Source organism: Brevundimonas sp. (assembly GCF_016463295.1).
Classification (GTDB): Bacteria; Pseudomonadota; Alphaproteobacteria; order Caulobacterales; family Caulobacteraceae; genus Brevundimonas.
Genome location: NZ_JAEMRO010000046.1, coordinates 1 through 16437, shown reverse-complemented (window position 1 = coordinate 16437; position 16437 = coordinate 1). Strand labels below are relative to the sequence as shown.

Annotated in this window: 20 protein-coding genes; 9 read left to right on the top strand and 11 right to left on the bottom strand. The window is 66.4% G+C overall.

The genetic code is table 11. The features are described 5' to 3' along the window. Positions 1–262: 262 nt before the first annotated feature. Complete coding sequence (locus tag JHC81_RS10020) at positions 263–616, top strand: DUF559 domain-containing protein (protein ID WP_292174019.1); 354 nt, start codon at positions 263–265, stop codon at positions 614–616. A 150-nt stretch (positions 617–766) separates the two neighbouring features. Beyond that, a complete protein-coding gene (locus tag JHC81_RS10015) occupies positions 767–1126 on the top strand; it encodes a glycine zipper domain-containing protein (protein WP_292174016.1) in 360 nt (119 codons plus the stop codon). Positions 1127–1129: 3 nt separating this feature from the next. Here JHC81_RS10015 and JHC81_RS10010 read toward each other — a convergent pair whose 3' ends face one another. Next, positions 1130–2401, bottom strand: coding sequence for an EAL domain-containing protein (locus JHC81_RS10010; RefSeq protein ID WP_292174013.1), 1272 nt, complete (start codon positions 2399–2401; stop codon positions 1130–1132). A 98-nt stretch (positions 2402–2499) separates the two neighbouring features. Between JHC81_RS10010 and JHC81_RS10005 the strand changes: the two genes are divergently transcribed. Beyond that, positions 2500–3270, top strand: coding sequence for an SDR family oxidoreductase (locus JHC81_RS10005; RefSeq protein WP_292174011.1), 771 nt, complete (start codon positions 2500–2502; stop codon positions 3268–3270). After that, positions 3260–4198, top strand: coding sequence for a lipid A biosynthesis acyltransferase (locus tag JHC81_RS10000; protein WP_292174009.1), 939 nt, complete (start codon positions 3260–3262; stop codon positions 4196–4198). Before JHC81_RS10005 ends, JHC81_RS10000 begins: the two co-directional genes overlap by 11 nt. Here the strand turns inward: JHC81_RS10000 and JHC81_RS09995 are convergent. The 5 genes from JHC81_RS09995 to JHC81_RS09975 form a co-directional block, all read right to left on the bottom strand. After that, on the bottom strand, positions 4186–4683 hold the full coding sequence (locus JHC81_RS09995; protein WP_292174006.1) for a response regulator: 498 nt from the start codon (positions 4681–4683) through the stop codon (positions 4186–4188). The two genes, JHC81_RS10000 and JHC81_RS09995, sit on opposite strands and share 13 nt — an antisense overlap. An 88-nt stretch (positions 4684–4771) precedes the next feature. After that, a complete protein-coding gene (locus tag JHC81_RS09990) occupies positions 4772–4972 on the bottom strand; it encodes a DUF2093 domain-containing protein (RefSeq protein ID WP_292174003.1) in 201 nt (66 codons plus the stop codon). A 45-nt stretch (positions 4973–5017) separates the two neighbouring features. Continuing rightward, the gene (gene xseA, locus JHC81_RS09985; protein WP_292174001.1) at positions 5018–6622 is read right to left on the bottom strand and encodes an exodeoxyribonuclease VII large subunit; all 1605 of its coding nucleotides are present in this window, start codon (positions 6620–6622) and stop codon (positions 5018–5020) included. Next, on the bottom strand, positions 6619–6906 hold the full coding sequence (locus tag JHC81_RS09980; protein WP_292174021.1) for a type II toxin-antitoxin system RelE/ParE family toxin: 288 nt from the start codon (positions 6904–6906) through the stop codon (positions 6619–6621). Before JHC81_RS09980 ends, xseA begins: the two co-directional genes overlap by 4 nt. Positions 6907–6908: 2 nt before the next feature. Further along, a complete protein-coding gene (locus tag JHC81_RS09975; protein ID WP_292174000.1) occupies positions 6909–7190 on the bottom strand; it encodes an antitoxin of toxin-antitoxin stability system in 282 nt (93 codons plus the stop codon). An 88-nt stretch (positions 7191–7278) separates the two neighbouring features. Here JHC81_RS09975 and JHC81_RS09970 point away from each other — a divergent pair, with 88 nt between their 5' ends. From JHC81_RS09970 to purD, 3 genes are all read left to right on the top strand, one after another. Then, a complete protein-coding gene (locus tag JHC81_RS09970) occupies positions 7279–7437 on the top strand; it encodes a hypothetical protein (protein WP_292173997.1) in 159 nt (52 codons plus the stop codon). Between the two features lie 14 nt (positions 7438–7451). Beyond that, complete coding sequence (locus tag JHC81_RS09965; protein ID WP_292173996.1) at positions 7452–7895, top strand: hypothetical protein; 444 nt, start codon at positions 7452–7454, stop codon at positions 7893–7895. A gap of 70 nt (positions 7896–7965) precedes the next feature. Then, complete coding sequence (purD, locus tag JHC81_RS09960; protein ID WP_292173993.1) at positions 7966–9240, top strand: phosphoribosylamine--glycine ligase; 1275 nt, start codon at positions 7966–7968, stop codon at positions 9238–9240. Positions 9241–9255: 15 nt separating this feature from the next. Here purD and JHC81_RS09955 read toward each other — a convergent pair whose 3' ends face one another. After that, entirely contained in the window at positions 9256–9954 is a 699-nt protein-coding gene (locus JHC81_RS09955) for a murein L,D-transpeptidase catalytic domain-containing protein (RefSeq protein ID WP_292173990.1), read from the bottom strand. Between the two features lie 125 nt (positions 9955–10079). On the opposite strand from JHC81_RS09955, the gene JHC81_RS09950 reads away from it, so the two are divergent. Continuing rightward, entirely contained in the window at positions 10080–11396 is a 1317-nt protein-coding gene (locus JHC81_RS09950) for an amidohydrolase family protein (protein WP_292173987.1), read from the top strand. Between the two features lie 6 nt (positions 11397–11402). Here JHC81_RS09950 and JHC81_RS09945 read toward each other — a convergent pair whose 3' ends face one another. Genes JHC81_RS09945 through JHC81_RS09930 form a run of 4 tightly spaced genes read right to left on the bottom strand, consistent with a single transcriptional unit; the run spans position 11403 to position 14899 of the window. Then, positions 11403–12308 carry an enoyl-CoA hydratase-related protein gene (locus JHC81_RS09945; protein WP_292173985.1) on the bottom strand — a complete coding sequence of 302 codons (906 nt, stop codon included), beginning with the start codon at positions 12306–12308 and terminating at the stop codon, positions 11403–11405. Positions 12309–12317: 9 nt separating this feature from the next. Then, entirely contained in the window at positions 12318–12620 is a 303-nt protein-coding gene (locus JHC81_RS09940) for a hypothetical protein (protein WP_292173982.1), read from the bottom strand. Further along, positions 12620–13288 (bottom strand): nucleotidyl transferase AbiEii/AbiGii toxin family protein, encoded by a 669-nt coding sequence (locus JHC81_RS09935; RefSeq protein ID WP_292173979.1) that lies wholly within the window; start codon positions 13286–13288, stop codon positions 12620–12622. The genes JHC81_RS09940 and JHC81_RS09935 overlap by 1 nt, the downstream gene beginning before the upstream one ends. A 3-nt stretch (positions 13289–13291) precedes the next feature. Further along, entirely contained in the window at positions 13292–14899 is a 1608-nt protein-coding gene (locus tag JHC81_RS09930; protein ID WP_292173977.1) for a carboxyl transferase domain-containing protein, read from the bottom strand. 267 nt (positions 14900–15166) lie between these two features. Between JHC81_RS09930 and JHC81_RS09925 the strand changes: the two genes are divergently transcribed. After that, positions 15167–16437 (top strand): MATE family efflux transporter (locus JHC81_RS09925; RefSeq protein ID WP_292173974.1); only part of this gene is annotated, 1271 nt, incomplete at its 3' end.

Sequence of the window (16437 nt, the reverse complement as noted above, 5' to 3'; positions counted from 1 at the left end):
TCCCGCCGCGACAAGCCGCAAGGCCTTGCGCCCTTCCCGGCGACGGGACGGGGAGAAGTCTGCCACACCCGCTTCCTATGGCGGGGACAGGTCGATGATCGTTCGGGATTGCGGAGCGGGATCAGAGGGTTGAAGGATCAAACTATGCGGGTTGGCGGCGAACTCTCAGCAGATGGTCGCTGTGTGTCAGGTGCCTGATTTGATCCTTCTCTCCCTGCGGGAGAAGGTGGCAGCCGAAGGCTGACGGATGAGGGGTCGCGCGGTGTCGGACGACTGGCTTCGAGAACGCGCAAAAGACATGCGGCGCGAACCCGCGCTCTACGAAAAACGGCTTTGGAAAATCCTGCGTGACAGGCGACTGGAAGGCCTGAAGTTTCGCCGACAGGTCGTACTGGGGAGGTACGTCGCCGACTTCGTCTGCTTCCGCCATAGACTGATCGTTGAAGCCGACGGACCTCTCCATGGCGAGCGGATCGACCACGATGCGGCACGGGATGCCTGGCTGACGACGGAGGGTTTTCTCGTGCTACGGTTCACAAACCAGCAGATCGAAAGCCGAAGCTGGGAGGTAATCGGCGCGATCGTGGCGGCGTCCGAGCGGAGGCTGACAACATGATAGGTCGGTGCGACCCCTCATCCGACCCGCTGCGCGGGCCACCTTCTCCCGCAAGGGGAGAAGGAGGTCTCAATCCTCGGCCAAGCCTTGGTGACGAGGAACCGGGGTGCGCGCCCTACGTTTTCCGCAGGAACCAAGGGAGAGGGTTTCATGAAAGCGATGCTGACGATGGCGGCCGTGGTGGGCTGCGGACTGATCACGGCGTCCTGTGCCACGACGGACGGCTATGCTTCGGCGTGCGAGCGGGACTATGCGCGCAATCGCGAACTGGCGACGGCGTCCGGTGCGGCGCTGGGCGCAGCGGTCGGGGCGGCGGTGGCGGGGCGTGGCGACCGCGAGGCCGGAGCGGCCATCGGCGCGGTGGCGGGAGCCCTGCTGGGCAACCAGCTGTCGGCCGAGGACGATCCCTGCGGCTATGGCTTCGGCGGCTATAATCGCGATTACCGCTATGGCCGCGAGCGCATCTACTGGCAGGACGATTATCGGCGCGACGGCTATCGCCGCTACTAGGCCCTAGTGGACCCGGCGGCGCTGATCGGCGCTGCGCAGGGTGGAGCGCAGGAATTCGGCGGGCGGGTCGGTTTCGGCCAGGACCGCTTCCTTGATGGCGCGAGGTTCGCCGAACAGGTGGCCCTGGGCCATGGCGATGTCGAGTTCCAGGATGTCCACGATCTGGCGCTCGGTCTCGCACTTTTCGGCGATCAGCTCGATGCCGTAGCGGCGGGTCAGGTCGGCGAAGTCTACGGCCGAGATGTCCGGACGGCCGGGCAGGGGCGAGGCCGTATCGAGGTCCAGCAGCTGTTCGATCAGAAGCTCGGCCGAGACCTTCATGAATTTGACGTCGGACCGCTGGAGGTCGGCGAAGTCCAGGTCCAGCGTCTGGACCTTGTCGATCGAGAAGCGGAAGCCAAGATCGGCCAGCTTGGCCATGTTGCGCGCCTCGGTCGCGCCGCGGGCGTCGAAGGTCGCCTGACCCAATTCGAAGATCAGGGCCTGGTTCAGGTCGCGGTTCTCGCTGAGGAAATCCAGGAACTGCGGGAAGAAGGCCTCGTCGGCCAGGGACGTCAGGGCCACGTTGCAGAAGACCCCGACCTTGCGGTCCTGACGCGCCAGACGGCGCACGATCTGGGCACAGCGAAACAGCAGAAGATTGTCGATGGCGGGGACCAGACCCTCGCCCTCGGCGATCGACAGATATTCGGCGGGCATCATGACCCGGTCGTCGGCGGCGCGCAGGCGGGTGAAGCTCTCGTAGAACATGGTCCGGCGCTGGGGCAGGGAGACGACGGGCTGGAGATACAGGTCGACGCGGTTTTCGGTCAGGGCGTCGTGGATGGTGTGGAGCAGGACGTTGGACTGCTGCTGCCAGCGCGCCTCGAACGGGCCGGAAGCGGGGATCTGGGCCGCCATGCGCTGATCGATCGATTCGCTCATTTGCTGGATCAGGCTTTCCAGCATGCGGACCTCGCCGGTCAGGCTCTCGGTCGAGGTGAGGGATCCCGCTTCGATGGCCCCGGCAAGGTCTGTCAGGGCGGACTGGGTCGATTCCATCGCATCGGCCAGCAGGCGATGCGCCTGGCGGACGGTGTCGATTTCCTTGCGCAGGGCAGCCCTGTCCGCGCGGGTCGCGATCAGGACGTGGACGGCGACCAGCAGGCCTGCGGCGCCCACGAAACCGGCCACGGCCGCGCCCAGCCCCAGGTTGGCACTCCACAGCCATGTGCCCAGGGTCATGGACACGAACAGATAGCTGAAGAACAGGAAGCCCTGGGTCAGTGCGCGCATGGAAACGGTTGTTCCGCCTTCCCAAATGGAATCGCTGGAGTATCAGGGTATCAGAGACCGACGCCTATAGGCGAAACACACGGAATACGGGGATAGGCATGGAATTGTTCGATCTGAGCGGCAAGGTCGCCGTCATCACGGGCTCGTCGCGGGGCATCGGCCGGGCCATCGCCGAGCGGATGGCCGAACACGGCGCTAAAGTCGTGATCTCGTCGCGCAAGGCCGGGCCGTGCGACGAGGTGGCCGCGGCGATCAACGAAAAGCACGGCGAGGGCACGGCCATCGCCATTCCGGCCAGCATTTCCTCCAAGGAGGAGCTGCAACGGCTGGTGGACGAGACCAATGCCGCCTTCGGCCAGATCGACATCTTGGTCTGCAATGCCGCCTCCAACCCCTATGCCGGGCCGATGGCGGGGATCGCGGACGAGCAGTTCGAGAAGATCTTCCACAACAATGTGTTGGCCAATCACTGGCTGACCCAGATGGTCGCGCCGCAGATGATCGAGCGGAAGGACGGGGCCATCGTCATCATCTCGTCGGTCGGGGGTCTGCGTGGCAATGCCCTGATCGGCGCCTATAACGTGTCCAAGGCGGCGGACATGCAGCTGGCGCGCAATCTGGCGGTGGAGTGGGGGCCGTCGAACGTGCGGGTCAACTGTATCGCGCCGGGCCTGATCCAGACCGACTTCGCCCGCTATCTGTGGGAGAACGAGGAGGTGCTGAAGGTCACGGTCGAGCCCAATCCCATGAAGCGCATCGGCCAGCCGGACGAGATCGCGGGCACGGCCGTCTATCTGTGCTCCAGGGCCGGGTCCTATGTGAACGGCCAGACGCTGGTGGTGGACGGCGGGCTGACGATTGCCTGGTGAGGGCAAAACGGGAGCCAGCTTTCGCCAGGATCTGATCTGGCGGCTGGAAGCCTTTGCATTTTCGACGCTATTTGCTTTTTTGCGGTTGCTCGGGGTCGAGCGGGCGTCGGGGCTGGGTGGCTGGCTGCTGAGGACCCTGGGGCCGCATACGGGCACCCAGAAGACGGTGATGCGCAATCTGCGGATCGCCTTTCCGGATATGCCGCTGGTAGAGCGCGAGCGACTGGCGCTGGAACAGTGGGACCAGACGGGGCGCACCTTTGCCGAGCTGGCGGTCATGGACCGGCTGACGCCCGAGGGCGGGCGGGTCGAGGTGGTCGGGATGGAGCGGCTGCATGCGATCCGCGACAGCGGTGTGCCCGCGGTGCTGATCTCGGGCCACCTGGCCAATTTCGAGGTGATGGCGGCGGTGATCATGGCCTCGGGCGTGCCGTGCCAGGTGACCTATCGTGCCGCCAACAATCCGTATGTCGACGCGCTGATCCGCGAAAGCCGGGAGCGTTACGGCATTCGCCTGTTCGCGCCCAAGGGCGACGGGACGCGCGAGCTGATGGCGGGGATGAAGCGCGGCGATTCCATCGCCCTGCTGGTCGATCAGAAATACAATCAGGGACCGGAGGTGACCTTCTTCGGTCAGCCGGTGAATGCCTCGCCGGGCGCGGCGCGGTTGGCGCAGAAGTTCGATACGGTCATGCAGCCGCTGTCGGTGGTGCGGCTGCCGGGCGTGCGGTTCCGGGTCACCGCGCATGAGCCGATCCGGGTGCCGGATACGGGCGACAAGGCGGCTGACATCCTGGCGGGCATCCAGGCGGCGAACGCCTTTGTCGAAGATTGCGTCAGGGCGCACCCCGTGGACTGGTTCTGGGTGCACAAACGCTGGCCGGACAAGGTCTATGCGGCGCTGCGCGAGGCCGATCAGGCGACCTGATGATCCGCCACGCGGCGTTTTTCGCCGCGATAGTTGGCGTCGTTGCGGCGACGGCGGTCCGGGCCGAAATAGCTGTCGGTCTTCACATAGGGGCGGGGCCGGAAGATCACGGCATGCAGCCGGTCCAGCAGGGCCTTGGCCGTCAGGGGCTTGGTCACGAACTCGGTCACGCCCGCGTCGCGCGCCTCGAACACCCGGCTTTTCTCGGAATGGCCGGTCATCATGATGATCGGCAAGTACGGATTGGCGCTGCCGGGGCTGTTGCGGACCAGGCGGGTGAACTCCACCCCGTCCATCGGCGACATGTTGAAGTCAACGATGGCGACGTCGATGTCGTGGCTCTTCAGAATTTCAAGCGCCAGCGGGCCGTCACCGGCTTCGTGCACGTCGCGCACGCCGGCGGATTGCAGCACGGCGGAGGTGATGGCCCTCATGTGCTGGTTATCATCGACCAGCAGGATCTTGACGGATTTGTACGAGGACATCGAAGGCTTGAATCACCGGGCATCGGAATGGACCAATACCTAGGCGGGAACGGAATCGCCGTCCATCGTCCACATGCCAGAAGCGAGTTCAGTCCGCCTGGGCAAGCCGTTTAAAGGCCTCGTCCGGACCGGCATAGGCCTCCTGCAGGCTGACCGACCAGTAGCGCAGGATTTCCAGCGGGATGCCCCGGCCCGACACGGCGCAGGTGACGTAGCGGCCGGGCTTGAGGACGGCGAACTCGCCGTCGCCGTAATGCAGGGTGGCCTGTCCGGGTGCGGTCTGGGTCATGGCGTCCAATAGCGCAGATGGGATGAGAACGGCAAAGCTGTGGGTTCAGAAAAGATCGCCTTGGGCCAGCGGTGGTCTAGGCCTGGCGGCCGCGGCGGCGGGCCGGCTGCGCGGCGCGGGCGTGCCGTCGTCGGCGTCGATGTGGGCCCCGCGCGAGCCATCGGCGAAGACCAGGCTGACGGCCTGGCCGGCGGTCAGGGCAGCGGCGCTGGCGATCATGGTGCCGTCGCTGCTTTCGACGCGGGCAAAGCCTGGCTTGGGGCGTTTGGGGTCGAGGCTGAGCAAGGCGCGGGACAGGGCCGCCAGGCGGGCCTCGTCGCGGTCCAGACGACGCGGCAGGGTCGGTGTCAGCCGATCCGAGGCGGCGGACAGGCGCGACGCGCGCTGGTCAAGGCGGCGGTGCAGCGGGTCGGGCGACAGTCGGGCCGAGACTTTCAGCAGGCGATGTTGATGCGCGGCGACATTGGCGGTCAAGCCGCCCTGCAGACGACGATCGGCCACGATCAGCCGCTCGTCTGCGCGGGTCAGGCGCTGGTTCAGCAGATGCAGCCCGAGACGCGCCGAGGCGGAGACCAGTTGCTGGCCATGGATGGAGACGTTGCGTTGCAGGCCGGAACTGAGTCGGTTGCTGGCCAGGTCGAGGCGCTGCTGGGGCAGGGCCAGAAGGTCTTCGGGCCGGGTCGGCAGGCCGCGCGCGGCGGCGCGCAGTCGGGTGCGCCGCTCCTCGATCAGACGGCCGCCCGCGCGATCCAGCCGCCGCTCAAGATCGGCCACGGCGAAACGAAGATCGGCCAGGACGGGCGTAGCGATCTCGGCGGCACCGGTCGGGGTCGGGGCGCGGCGGTCGGAGACGAAGTCGATCAGGGTGGTGTCCGTCTCGTGCCCCACGGCCGAGATGATCGGGATGGTGGCCGAGGCCACAGCGCGGGCCAGGGCCTCGTCGTTGAAGGCCCAAAGATCCTCGACCGAGCCACCGCCCCGGGCCACAATCAGCAGGTCGGGGCGAGGAATGGGGCCATCGGCACCCATGGCATCGAAACCGCGCACGGCATTCGCGACCTGGGCGGCGGCGGCATCCCCCTGGACCACGCAGGGCCAGACGATTACCCGGCAGGGCCAGCGCTCGGCGATCCGGTGCAGGATGTCGCGGATGACCGCGCCCGTCGGGCTGGTGATCACCCCGATGGTGGCGGGAAAGGCGGGGATGGCCGTCTTGCGGGCCGGATCGAACAGGCCCTCTCCCTGTAGTCTGACCTTCAACCGCTCCAGCTGGGCCAGAAGCGCACCGGCACCCGCGGCCTCCATGCTCTCGATGACGATCTGATAGGAGGAGCGGGCCGGGTAGGAGGTGATCTTGCCGGTGACGATGACTTCCAGTCCCGTCTCGGGCCGGACGCCCAGTCCGCGGACCGAGCCCTTCCAGATCACGCCGTCGATGGCGGCCTTGTCGTCCTTGAGCGTCAGATAGACATGGCCCGAGGCATGGTGATTGACCTTGGACACCTCGCCCCGCAGGCGGACGTGGCCGAACCGGTCCTCCAGCGTCCGCTTCAGCGCGAACGACAGCTCCGACACCGACTGCGGCGGGTTGTTGTCGCGCGGCGGGGCGGCAGTCTCGGTCGATCCGCCAAAGACATAGTCGTCGGTCATGCGTGGTCCATTCGCACAGGCGGCCACTGTCGCGCTACGTGGATCAGGGCGACGATCAGTATCCTATGGGCCTGAACTTGATAGACGAGGCGGTAGGACCTGTGAGGGAAGGTTTCGCGGGTGCCAGGCAGGCTTCCGATGCGTCCGTAGTCGGGATAATCAGCCAGCCTATGTGTCGCATCAGAGAACCGATCATCCATTTGCGCGGCGGCATATGGGTCATCCTTGGCGATGTGCAGCCAGATATCTTCGCGGTGCCGCTGGGCCACCGGTGTCCATGACACCTTCACCCAATGCGCTCGCGGGCCAGACGCCTGCGCTCGGCGAACTGGGCTTCTACGACTTCATTGGGAATACCCTCGCCATCTTTCATGGATGCGAGTGAGGCCTTGACCGTCTCAGCCAGAAAGGCGTCGTAGGACCGGCTTTCCTGCTGCTTCTGAACAAATTCGCGCATCAGTTCTCGCACCACCTGAGAGGCCGGGCGGTGGCTGGCCTCGGCCTCGGCCATGAAGGCGTCGCGCAGCTCGGGCTCGAGCTTGAGGGTAAAGACGGATTCCTTGGCCATGACGGTCTCCTCGTTAGAACGACGTATAAACGTTTTCATCACCTGACAGAAGCGGGAACGGCTTTCGGCACAGGTCGTTAGCGTCACCATGCCCGCAGACCCCCAGGATACCGATCCCGTCGATCAGAACCCCAGCGAGCGGGAGCTGGGTCGTCGCAGCGCCGCACCCGCCGTCAGCCTGTGGCTGGTGGTCGGTGTGATCCTGCTGATCGGTGTCGGGGTCTATGTTCTGTCCGCTATGCTTTGACCTGAGGAAACACCATGAACCGTTTTGCCATCGCCGCCGTCGCCACGCTCGGGGCCATCACGATTTCCGCCTGTTCCGACAGCACGGACGACGTCGTACAGCCGCCCGCACCCGGTGCCGCGCCCGCCCCCGTGACGGAGCAGGCGGCGGATACGGCGACGGCCCGCGCCGCCATCGCCTTCGACATGAGCCGCGACCAACTGGAGGATGCGGACCTGCACGCTGCGGACGGCACGGATCTGGGCGACGTCGAGACCCTGGTGCTGGACGCCGGTGGCCAGCTGACGCAGCTGGTCGTCGAGCTGGAAGGACCGGGCGATGTGAAGGTCGTGGTGCCTGTCGGTGATGTGCGGGCCGCGCCGGTCCCGACCAATGGATCGGATGACCGCGACCTGATGACCGACCTGACGGCGGTGCAACTGGCGGCCCTGCCGCGCTGGACGCCGCCCGCCCGCTGAACGAACGATAAGACCTCGCTAACCGCGCCTGCGACTTGACCGTGTTCGCAGGTGCGGTCATGTCGCGGGCATGAATATTCTGCTCGTCGGATCGGGGGGGCGCGAGCACGCCCTGGCCTGGAAGATCGCCCAGTCGCCGCTAGTGCGTCGTCTGGTGATCGCGCCGGGTAATCCCGGCATGGATGCGCTGGGCGATCGGGTCGATCTGAAGGTCACCGATGCGGATGCCCTGACGGTCCTGGCGCGCGAGATGCGTGCCGATCTGGTCGTCGTGGGGCCGGAGACCGCTCTTGAGGCCGGGCTGGCCGATCGTCTGACGGCGGCGGGCATTCCCTGCTTCGGACCCAGTGCCAAGGCGGCGCGGCTGGAGACCTCCAAGGCGTTTTCCAAGGCGTTCATGGAGCGCCACGAAATCCCGACGGCCGGCTATGGCGTCTATGAGCGGCTGCACGAGGCGCGGCAGGCGCTGACGGTGTTCAAGCCACCCTATGTGATCAAGGCCGACGGTCTGGCCGCCGGGAAGGGCGTGGCGATCAGCCCCGACAAGCGCGACGCCGAGGCCGAGATCGAGCGGATGCTGGGCGGCCGCTTCGGCACCGCCGGAGCCCGCGTCGTCATCGAGGAATTCATGGACGGCGAGGAAGGTTCGCTGTTTGCCGTCTGCGACGGGCAGAGCGCCCTGTTGCTGGGCGGGGCGCAGGATCACAAGCGCGCCTTCGACGGGGATCTGGGTCCCAACACGGGCGGCATGGGCAGCTATTCGCCGGCACCGGTCTTCACGCCGGAGCTGGTCGAGGCGGCCGAGCGGCTGATCGTGCAGCCGGTGGTCGCGGCCATGGCGGCGGAGGGCGCACCGTATCGCGGGGTGCTGTACGCCGGGCTGATGGCGACCGCCGAGGGCCCCAGGGTGGTGGAATTCAACGCGCGATTCGGCGACCCGGAATGCCAGGTCCTGATGATGCGGATGGACGGCGATATTGTGCCCCTGCTGCTGGCTTGCGCCAAGGGTGACCTGACCCAGGCGCGTCTGCCGACGTTCTCTACCGACACGGTGATCTGTGTCGTGCTGGCGGCCAAGGGCTATCCCGACAGTCCGCTGGAGGGGTCGATCATCCGGGGTGCCGAGCAGGATTTCGGGCCGCATGTGCAGGTGTTCCACGCGGGTACCAAGCGTCGTCCCGACGGGCAGCTGGCTGCGGCCGGCGGGCGTGTGCTGAACGTCTGTGCGCGGGGCCGCGACATCGTCGAGGCGCGCGAGCGGGCCTATGCGGCTGTGCGCAAGATCGACTGGCCGGGCGGTTTTCACCGAACCGACATCGGCTGGCGGGCGGTGGAGCGGGACTAGGTCCGCTCGACAGGTTCAGGTGTAGGCGAACAGCAGGCGGCCGGTGCCCATGCGTTCACGCAGGGCCGGCAGATCGGCGTGGGCGACGGAGAAGCAGCCGTATGAACGCCCAAGCTTGCCCTCACGCGCCAGGAAGCCCGGATCGGCATAGTCGGCGCCGTGGATGATGATGGCGCGGTCGCGGGCCAGGTTGTTGGAATACTCAAGCCCGTCGAGCAGCACGTTTGGCCCCTGTTGAGAGCCATAGCTGGCCCCGGCGGTGGCATAGGCCCCCAGCGACGACATGTGGCTGTCGGGCTCGTTGGAGAAGCGACGGGCGTAACCGGTGTGGGTCGGGTCTGAGCCGCGGCCGTGGCTGGTGCGCAGGGGGGTGACGTGTCCCGCGACCAGATCGACTTCGTACAGTCGTTCCTCGCCCGAGAATTTCTGGAAATCGACCAGATACATGCGATCGCGCAGCGGCACCTTGTGATGGTGGATGTCCAGCGCGGCCATGGCGCGGTCCATCAGATCCTTGCGGACAATGCTGCGCGGATCGAGAGGTGGCGCGACCTGGCTGGCCGCGACGACGATGGGCTGGGCGGCGGGCTGTGGCGGGACGATGGTTGGGGTAGGGGTGGCCGCCATTTGAGGCTGCTGGACGGCACCCGCTGTTGCGCAACCCGACAGCAGGGCGGCACCGCCCAGAATGAATCCTCGTCTCGCCAGCCGCATGCGACGCCCTTCGTGCGGTTTCAACTGAGGGGCGGTTTGTTTCAAATTGTGTCGGGCGGTTCAACCTCGGTTTTGGCGAAAAGCTGACGCAGGCTATGGTGGCCGCCGTCCTTGGGAGGGGTTGCATGCGTATTCTGGCGTCGATGATAACGGCGGTCGCTCTGGCGATCGGCACAAGCGTTGCGGCGCAAAGCCCCGCGCCCGCTCCCGTGTCAGGGGAAGAGGCGACGACGTTCGTCCAGGTCGGGCGGCTGCTGGCCGATCCGTCGAACGGCGTTGTGCAACGCGATAAAACTATCGTGATCAGAGGGAACCAAGTCGTCGAAATCCGCGACGGATTTGTCGGCGAGGGTCGGATCGTGGACTTGCGCGACTCATTCGTGCTGCCCGGACTGATCGACAGCCATGTGCATCTGACGGGCCAGCAGAACCCGAACGGGCGGCTGGAAGAGGTGACCCAGTCCAATGCCGAACAGGCCTTCGTCGGCGCGCGCTATGCCCGGCGCACCCTGATGGCGGGCTTCACCACGGTGGCCGATCTGGGCGGATCGAACGAGGCGGTGTTCGCTCTGAGGGATGCGATCCGCCGCGGCGACGTGCCGGGGCCGCGGGTGATCGCTTCGGGCTCGTCCGTGTCGATCCATGGCGGGCATGGCGACATCAATGGCTATCGCGAGGATGTCATGCACATCCTGTCGCCGGAGAGTGTTTGCTCTGGCGTCGAGGATTGCCAGCGGGCGGTGCGGACCCAGGTGCGGTCCGGGGCCGACATCATCAAGATCACGGCGACCGGGGGTGTGCTGTCCAATACGGCGGCGGGACTGGGCCAGCAGTTCTCGGACGAGGAGCTGGCCGCAATCGTCGCCGCCGGACACCGGATGGGGCGTCAGGTCACGGCGCATGCGCATGGTGCGGACGGGATCAACAGCTTCCTGAGGGCCGGCGGCGATTCCATCGAGCACGGGACATATCTAGACGCCGAGTCGATCCGGCTGATGCGGCGCGAGGGGGGCTGGCTGGTGCCGACGCTGCTGGCCGGAGACTATGTGGCGCACATCGCCTCGGGGCCGGACAACTTCTTCACCCCGGCACAGACGGCCAAGGCCCTGGAGGCCGGGCCCAAGATGCTGGACATGGTCACGCGGGCGCATGACGGCGGTGTGCGGATCGCGTTCGGCACGGACAGCGGCGTCTCGGCCCATGGCGACAACGCCCAGGAGTTCGCCCTGCTGGTGCGGGCAGGGCTGACGCCGCTGGAAGCCGTGCAGGCGGCGACGGTGGGCGCGGCCGAGCATCTGCGGATTTCGGATCAAGCCGGCAGGATCGCCGTGGGCATGCCTGCGGATCTGATAGGAGTGTCAGGCGATCCGCTGAGCGACGTCACCGAGCTGGAGCGGGTCCGGTTCGTGATGAAAGGCGGCGAGGTTTACCGGACGGAGTAGCCCGGCCTACTGCGACCAGCTCGGCTTGCGCTTCTCCAGGAAGGCCCCGACGCCTTCCTGGCCCTCGAGCGAGACGCGGGCGCGGGCGATGCGTTTGGCGGTCTCTTCCATCAGGCCGTGGTCGATCTTCTGGCCGGCGACGTCGTTGACCAGGCGTTTGGCGTCGCCCATCGCGCCGGGTGCGTTTCCGGTCAGGCTGTCGGTCAGCATGGAGATGAACTCGTCGATCGACCCCTCGGGCAGGACCATGTCGATCAGCCCCGCATGGGCCGCATAGTCGGCGTCGAAGATGTTGGCGGTCAGGAACAGCTGGCGCGCGCGGCGGGCCCCCACGGCCTCGACGACATAGGGGGCGATGGTCGCGGGGATGAGGCCCAGCTTGACCTCGGAGAAGGCAAAGCGCGTGCCCTCGACGGCCACAGCCATGTCGCAGGCGGCCACGATGCCGGCCCCGCCGCCCATGGCCGCGCCTTCGACCAGGGCCACGGTCAGGGCCGGGATGTCGTGCAGGGCCTTGAGCATCTTGGCCAGGCCCATGGCGTCGTCACGGTTGTCGCCCTCGCTCCAGCGCGCCGCATCGGCCATCCAGCCCAGATCAGCCCCGGCGGAGAAGGTGCCGCCCGCGCCGCGAATGAAGACCACCCGCACATTGTCCGCCCCGTGCAGGGTCTCGAACGCTTCATACAGGGCCGCGATGGTGGCGGCGTCGAAGGCGTTCTTCTTGTGCGGGCGGTTGATGGTGACGAAGACGGTCCCGTCCACAGTCGAATCGATCTGGATCAGATCGTCGTTGGCGTCCGGAGCCGGATCGGCGACCAGGGGATGGGCGATGGCGTTGATCTCGGCCACCTCGGCATCGGTGATGTCCAGGGCGTTGATGTCGGGGTCGGTAGGGGTGGGTTTGTCGGTCATGAAGGCTCCTTAGGCCGCTTTAACGTCTGGAGCGAATGTCCGTTTCGGTAGTGGGCGTTCAGGCAAACCGAGCATGAGCCGCCAATAGGCCCAGGATCGGCCATCCATGATGCCCGCAGGTGCATGCTCCAGGGCATCACGCAGAACGTCGTCGTCGACATGACGTCGAAGCGTGAGCATGTCGTCGTGTGTGGCAAAACGGAAGGCATAGGCCAGGAACCGTCGGGTGTCCGACAGGGCCTCGTGTGGTGGCTCGAACCAGATGATGCGCCTCGCGATATCCAGTGTTTCGGGACTGATCGGCAACGACATCAGGTCTGAGTCCGAGGTTCGACGGGTTGAACATCAGGTAGCATGGCCAGATCGACCCCTTTGACGGCCGCGCGCAACAAATCCTTCAGCGTGATCGGCAGCGCGGTTAGGTTCGGTTCGTCAAAATAGCACAGCGACTTCAGGCCAGCCTGCGGCGTGAAGGTCGGGCCATACATGGCCAGACCCGCAGACAGCATCTGAGGCAGACTGAGCCCAGCTTTCAGCATGGCTCCGACGTCGATGTAATCTTTGGCTTCGGCACGGACCTGAACCACGGACACCTTGGCCCCCGACAGGTCCAGCAGGTCCGCGACGGGTAGACCGATATCATCGGTAGCAAGCGGGTCACGGACGCGTCCCAGCTTGGGTACGCCGAAGAAGGACAGCTTGATCGGCCCGTCGCGATCAACGGTGACGCTGAGAGTTTCCGGTTCCAGTTGCGTCACCCTGGCTCCGCGCAGGATCGGCAGGTCTTCGAGCAGGCGGCGCGGGTCTATGCTGCGCGAGATGAAGAAGTCAAAATCGATCGAGTCTCGATGCCCGAGGTGAAGGGCGATCGCAGTGCCCCCGTAAAGCACATAGTCTTTCGGCAACGCGGCAAGCTCGTGCCACAACTGTCGCTGAGGTTCCGGTAAAACATCCAGGCGCGGGCGAAAGGTTTGTGTCACGTCCTACATCCTGAACACACCGAAGGTCGTGTCCGGGATGGGCGCATTCAGTGACGCGCTGATGGCCAGGCCCAGCACATCCCGCGTCTGGACCGGGTCGATGATGCCGTCGTCCCACAGGCGGGCGGTGGCGTAGTAGGGGTTGCCCTCGTCCTCGTATTTCTGGCGGATCGGAGCCTTGAAGGCCTCGGCCTGATCCTCGGTCCAGGTGTCGGCGTCGCGGTGGACGGTGGCGAGGACGGAGGCCGCCTGTTCGCCGCCCATGACGCTGATCCGGGCATTGGGCCAGGTGAACAGGAAACGCGGATTGAAGGCGCGGCCGCACATGCCGTAGTTGCCGGCCCCGAAGCTGCCGCCGATCAGGACGGTGAACTTGGGCACCTCGGCACTGGCGACGGCGGTGACCAGCTTGGCCCCGTGCTTGGCGATACCCTCCGCCTCGTACTTGCCGCCGACCATGAAGCCCGAGATGTTCTGCAGGAAGACCAGTGGGATCTTGCGCTTGCAGGCCAGTTCGATGAAGTGCGCGCCCTTCACGGCGGCCTCGGAGAACAGCACGCCGTTGTTGGCCAGGATGGCGACCGGATAGCCCCAGATGCGGGCGAAACCGCAGACCAGGGTGGTGCCGTACAGGGCCTTGAATTCCTCGAACTCCGAGCCGTCGACGGTGCGGGCGATGACCTCGCGCACATCGTAGGGGGCGCGGACGTCGTCGGGGATGATGCCGTACAGCTCTTCCGGATCGAGCGCGGGCGCGCGCGGCTCGCGCACGTCCAGGGGCATGGGTTTGACGCTGTTCAGATGGCCGACGATGTCGCGCACGATCTCCAGCGCATGCTCGTCGTTCTCGGCCACATAGTCGACGACGCCGGAGCGGCGCCCGTGAGTTTCGGCCCCGCCCAGTTCCTCGGCACTGATGACCTCGCCCGTCGCCGCCTTCACCAGTGGCGGGCCGGCCAGGAAGATGGTGCCCTGGTTGCGCACAATGACCGTCTCGTCCGACATGGCCGGGACATAGGCCCCGCCGGCGGTGCAACTGCCCATGACGCAGGCGATCTGGGGGATGGCCTTGGCGCTCATCCGCGCCTGGTTGAAGAAGATGCGGCCGAAGTGGTCGCGGTCGGGAAAGACCTCGGCCTGATGCGGCAGGTTCGCCCCGCCGGAATCGACCAGATAGACGCAGGGCAGGTTGTTCTGTTCGGCGATTTCCTGGGCCCGCAGGTGTTTCTTGACCGTGAGGGGGAAGTAGGCCCCGCCCTTCACCGTCGGGTCGTTGGCCACGATCATGACCTCGCGGCCCGAGACGCGGCCGATGCCGCAGATCATGCCTGCGCCGGGCGCGCCGTCGGGGTCCTTGGCATCGCCATACATGCCGTTGGCGACCAGTTGCCCGATCTCCAGAAAGGGCGAGCCGGGATCCAGCAGGCGTTCGACGCGGTCGCGCGGCAGCAGCTTGCCGCGCGAGACGTGGCGGTCACGCGACGCCTGCGACCCGCCCAGGGCGGCCTTGGCGACCTTGTCGCGCAGCTCGGCATTCAGGGCGGTGTTGTGGGCGTGCAGGGCCTTGAAGGCGGCGCTGCTGGGATCGATCAGGGACGTCAGCTTGGGCATGCGATGGGTTTAGGGCGGTTGAGGCGGCGGGGGAAGTGAGCAGGTGTTCTCCCTCCCCCCTCGAGGGGAGGGTCGTAGAGGCGAAGCCGAGACGGGGTGGGGGCGGTTCCGCAAGGCGAGGTATCGGTGCTTGTGTCGCCGAGCCCTCCCCACCCGGTCGCTTCGCGACCACCCTCCCCCGACGGGGAGGGAGAAAAGCTTTGCTTATGCCTTCATCCGCTTTCCTTGGTTGACCCCGCGTCGTCTGCATGGCCTTAGCCGCGTCCCATGTTCAGCCTCAGCCTCCAGACCCGTTCGACCCTGCGTGACCTGCTCAACCTGGCCTGGCCGGTGGTGCTGGCGCGGATCGGAATCATGACGATGGGGCTGACCGATGTGATCGTGGTGGGCAATTATTCGGGGATCGAGCTGGCCTACAGCTCTCTGGCCCTGGCCCCGACGGCGATCATCGTGACCACGGCGGTCGGCCTGATGATGGGGGTGCAGGTTCTGACGGCCCAGTATCTGGGCGAGGGACGGCGGTCCGAGGTCGGGGGCGTGCTGAGGCGCGGCGTCGTCTATTCGCTGCAGATCGGCATCGTCTCCATGCTGGGGCTGATCCTGGTCGGGCCGTGGGCCTTGCAGAACATGGGGCTGGCCGACGGGCTGGGGGAGGGGGCCTCGCCGGTGCTGATCGTCTTTGCCCTGTCCATGCCCGGCTATCTGGTCAGCGTGGCGGCGCAGTTCTTTCTGGAGGCGATGAACCGGCCGCGTGCCGGCATGTGGGCCATGTGGGTGGCGAACGGCATCAATCTGGCGCTGAACCTGCTGCTGGTGCCGGACCTGCTGGGGCTGGGCGTGGACGGTGCCGTCGCCTCGGCCTGGGCGACCTTCTTTGCGCGCACGTCGCTGGCGGTGTTTCTGATCATCTACATCGTTCGCCTGCCCGAGGCCCGGGCGCTGGGCATCTTCAACAAGCCGAAGCGCGACCGGATCGCCGAGCACGAACAGCGCAAGGTAGGCTATGGCGCAGGGTCCAGCTATTTCATTGAGGTCGGTGCCTTTGCCGCCATGACCTTCATCGCCGGTCAGCTTGGGGCCATCGAGACCTCGGCCTGGACGATCGTGCTGAACGTTTCGGCCATCGTCTTCATGATCCCCATGGGCATGTCCTCGGCGACGGCGGTGCTGGTGGGCAAGGCTTACGGCGCCAACGACGGGCGTGGGGTGATGCGGGCCGGGCTGGTCGGGCTGGGCGTCGTGACGGTGCTCAGTCTGGCGGTGGCGCTTCTGGTCTGGCCGACGGCGGGATTGATCGCCAGCGCCTATAATCGCGATCCAGTCCTGCTGGCCGTCGTCGTTCCGGCGCTGATCCTGGCGACGCTGTTCTTCGTGGCGGACGCCATCCAGGTGGTCGCGGCCTCGGCCAACCGGGCCGCGGGCGACGTCTGGTGGCCGACCATCATGCATTTCGCGGCCTACAGCCTGATCATGATGCCGCTGGGCTGGGTGCTGGCCCACCGGATCGGCGTCGATGGCCTGGTCTGGGCCGTGATCAT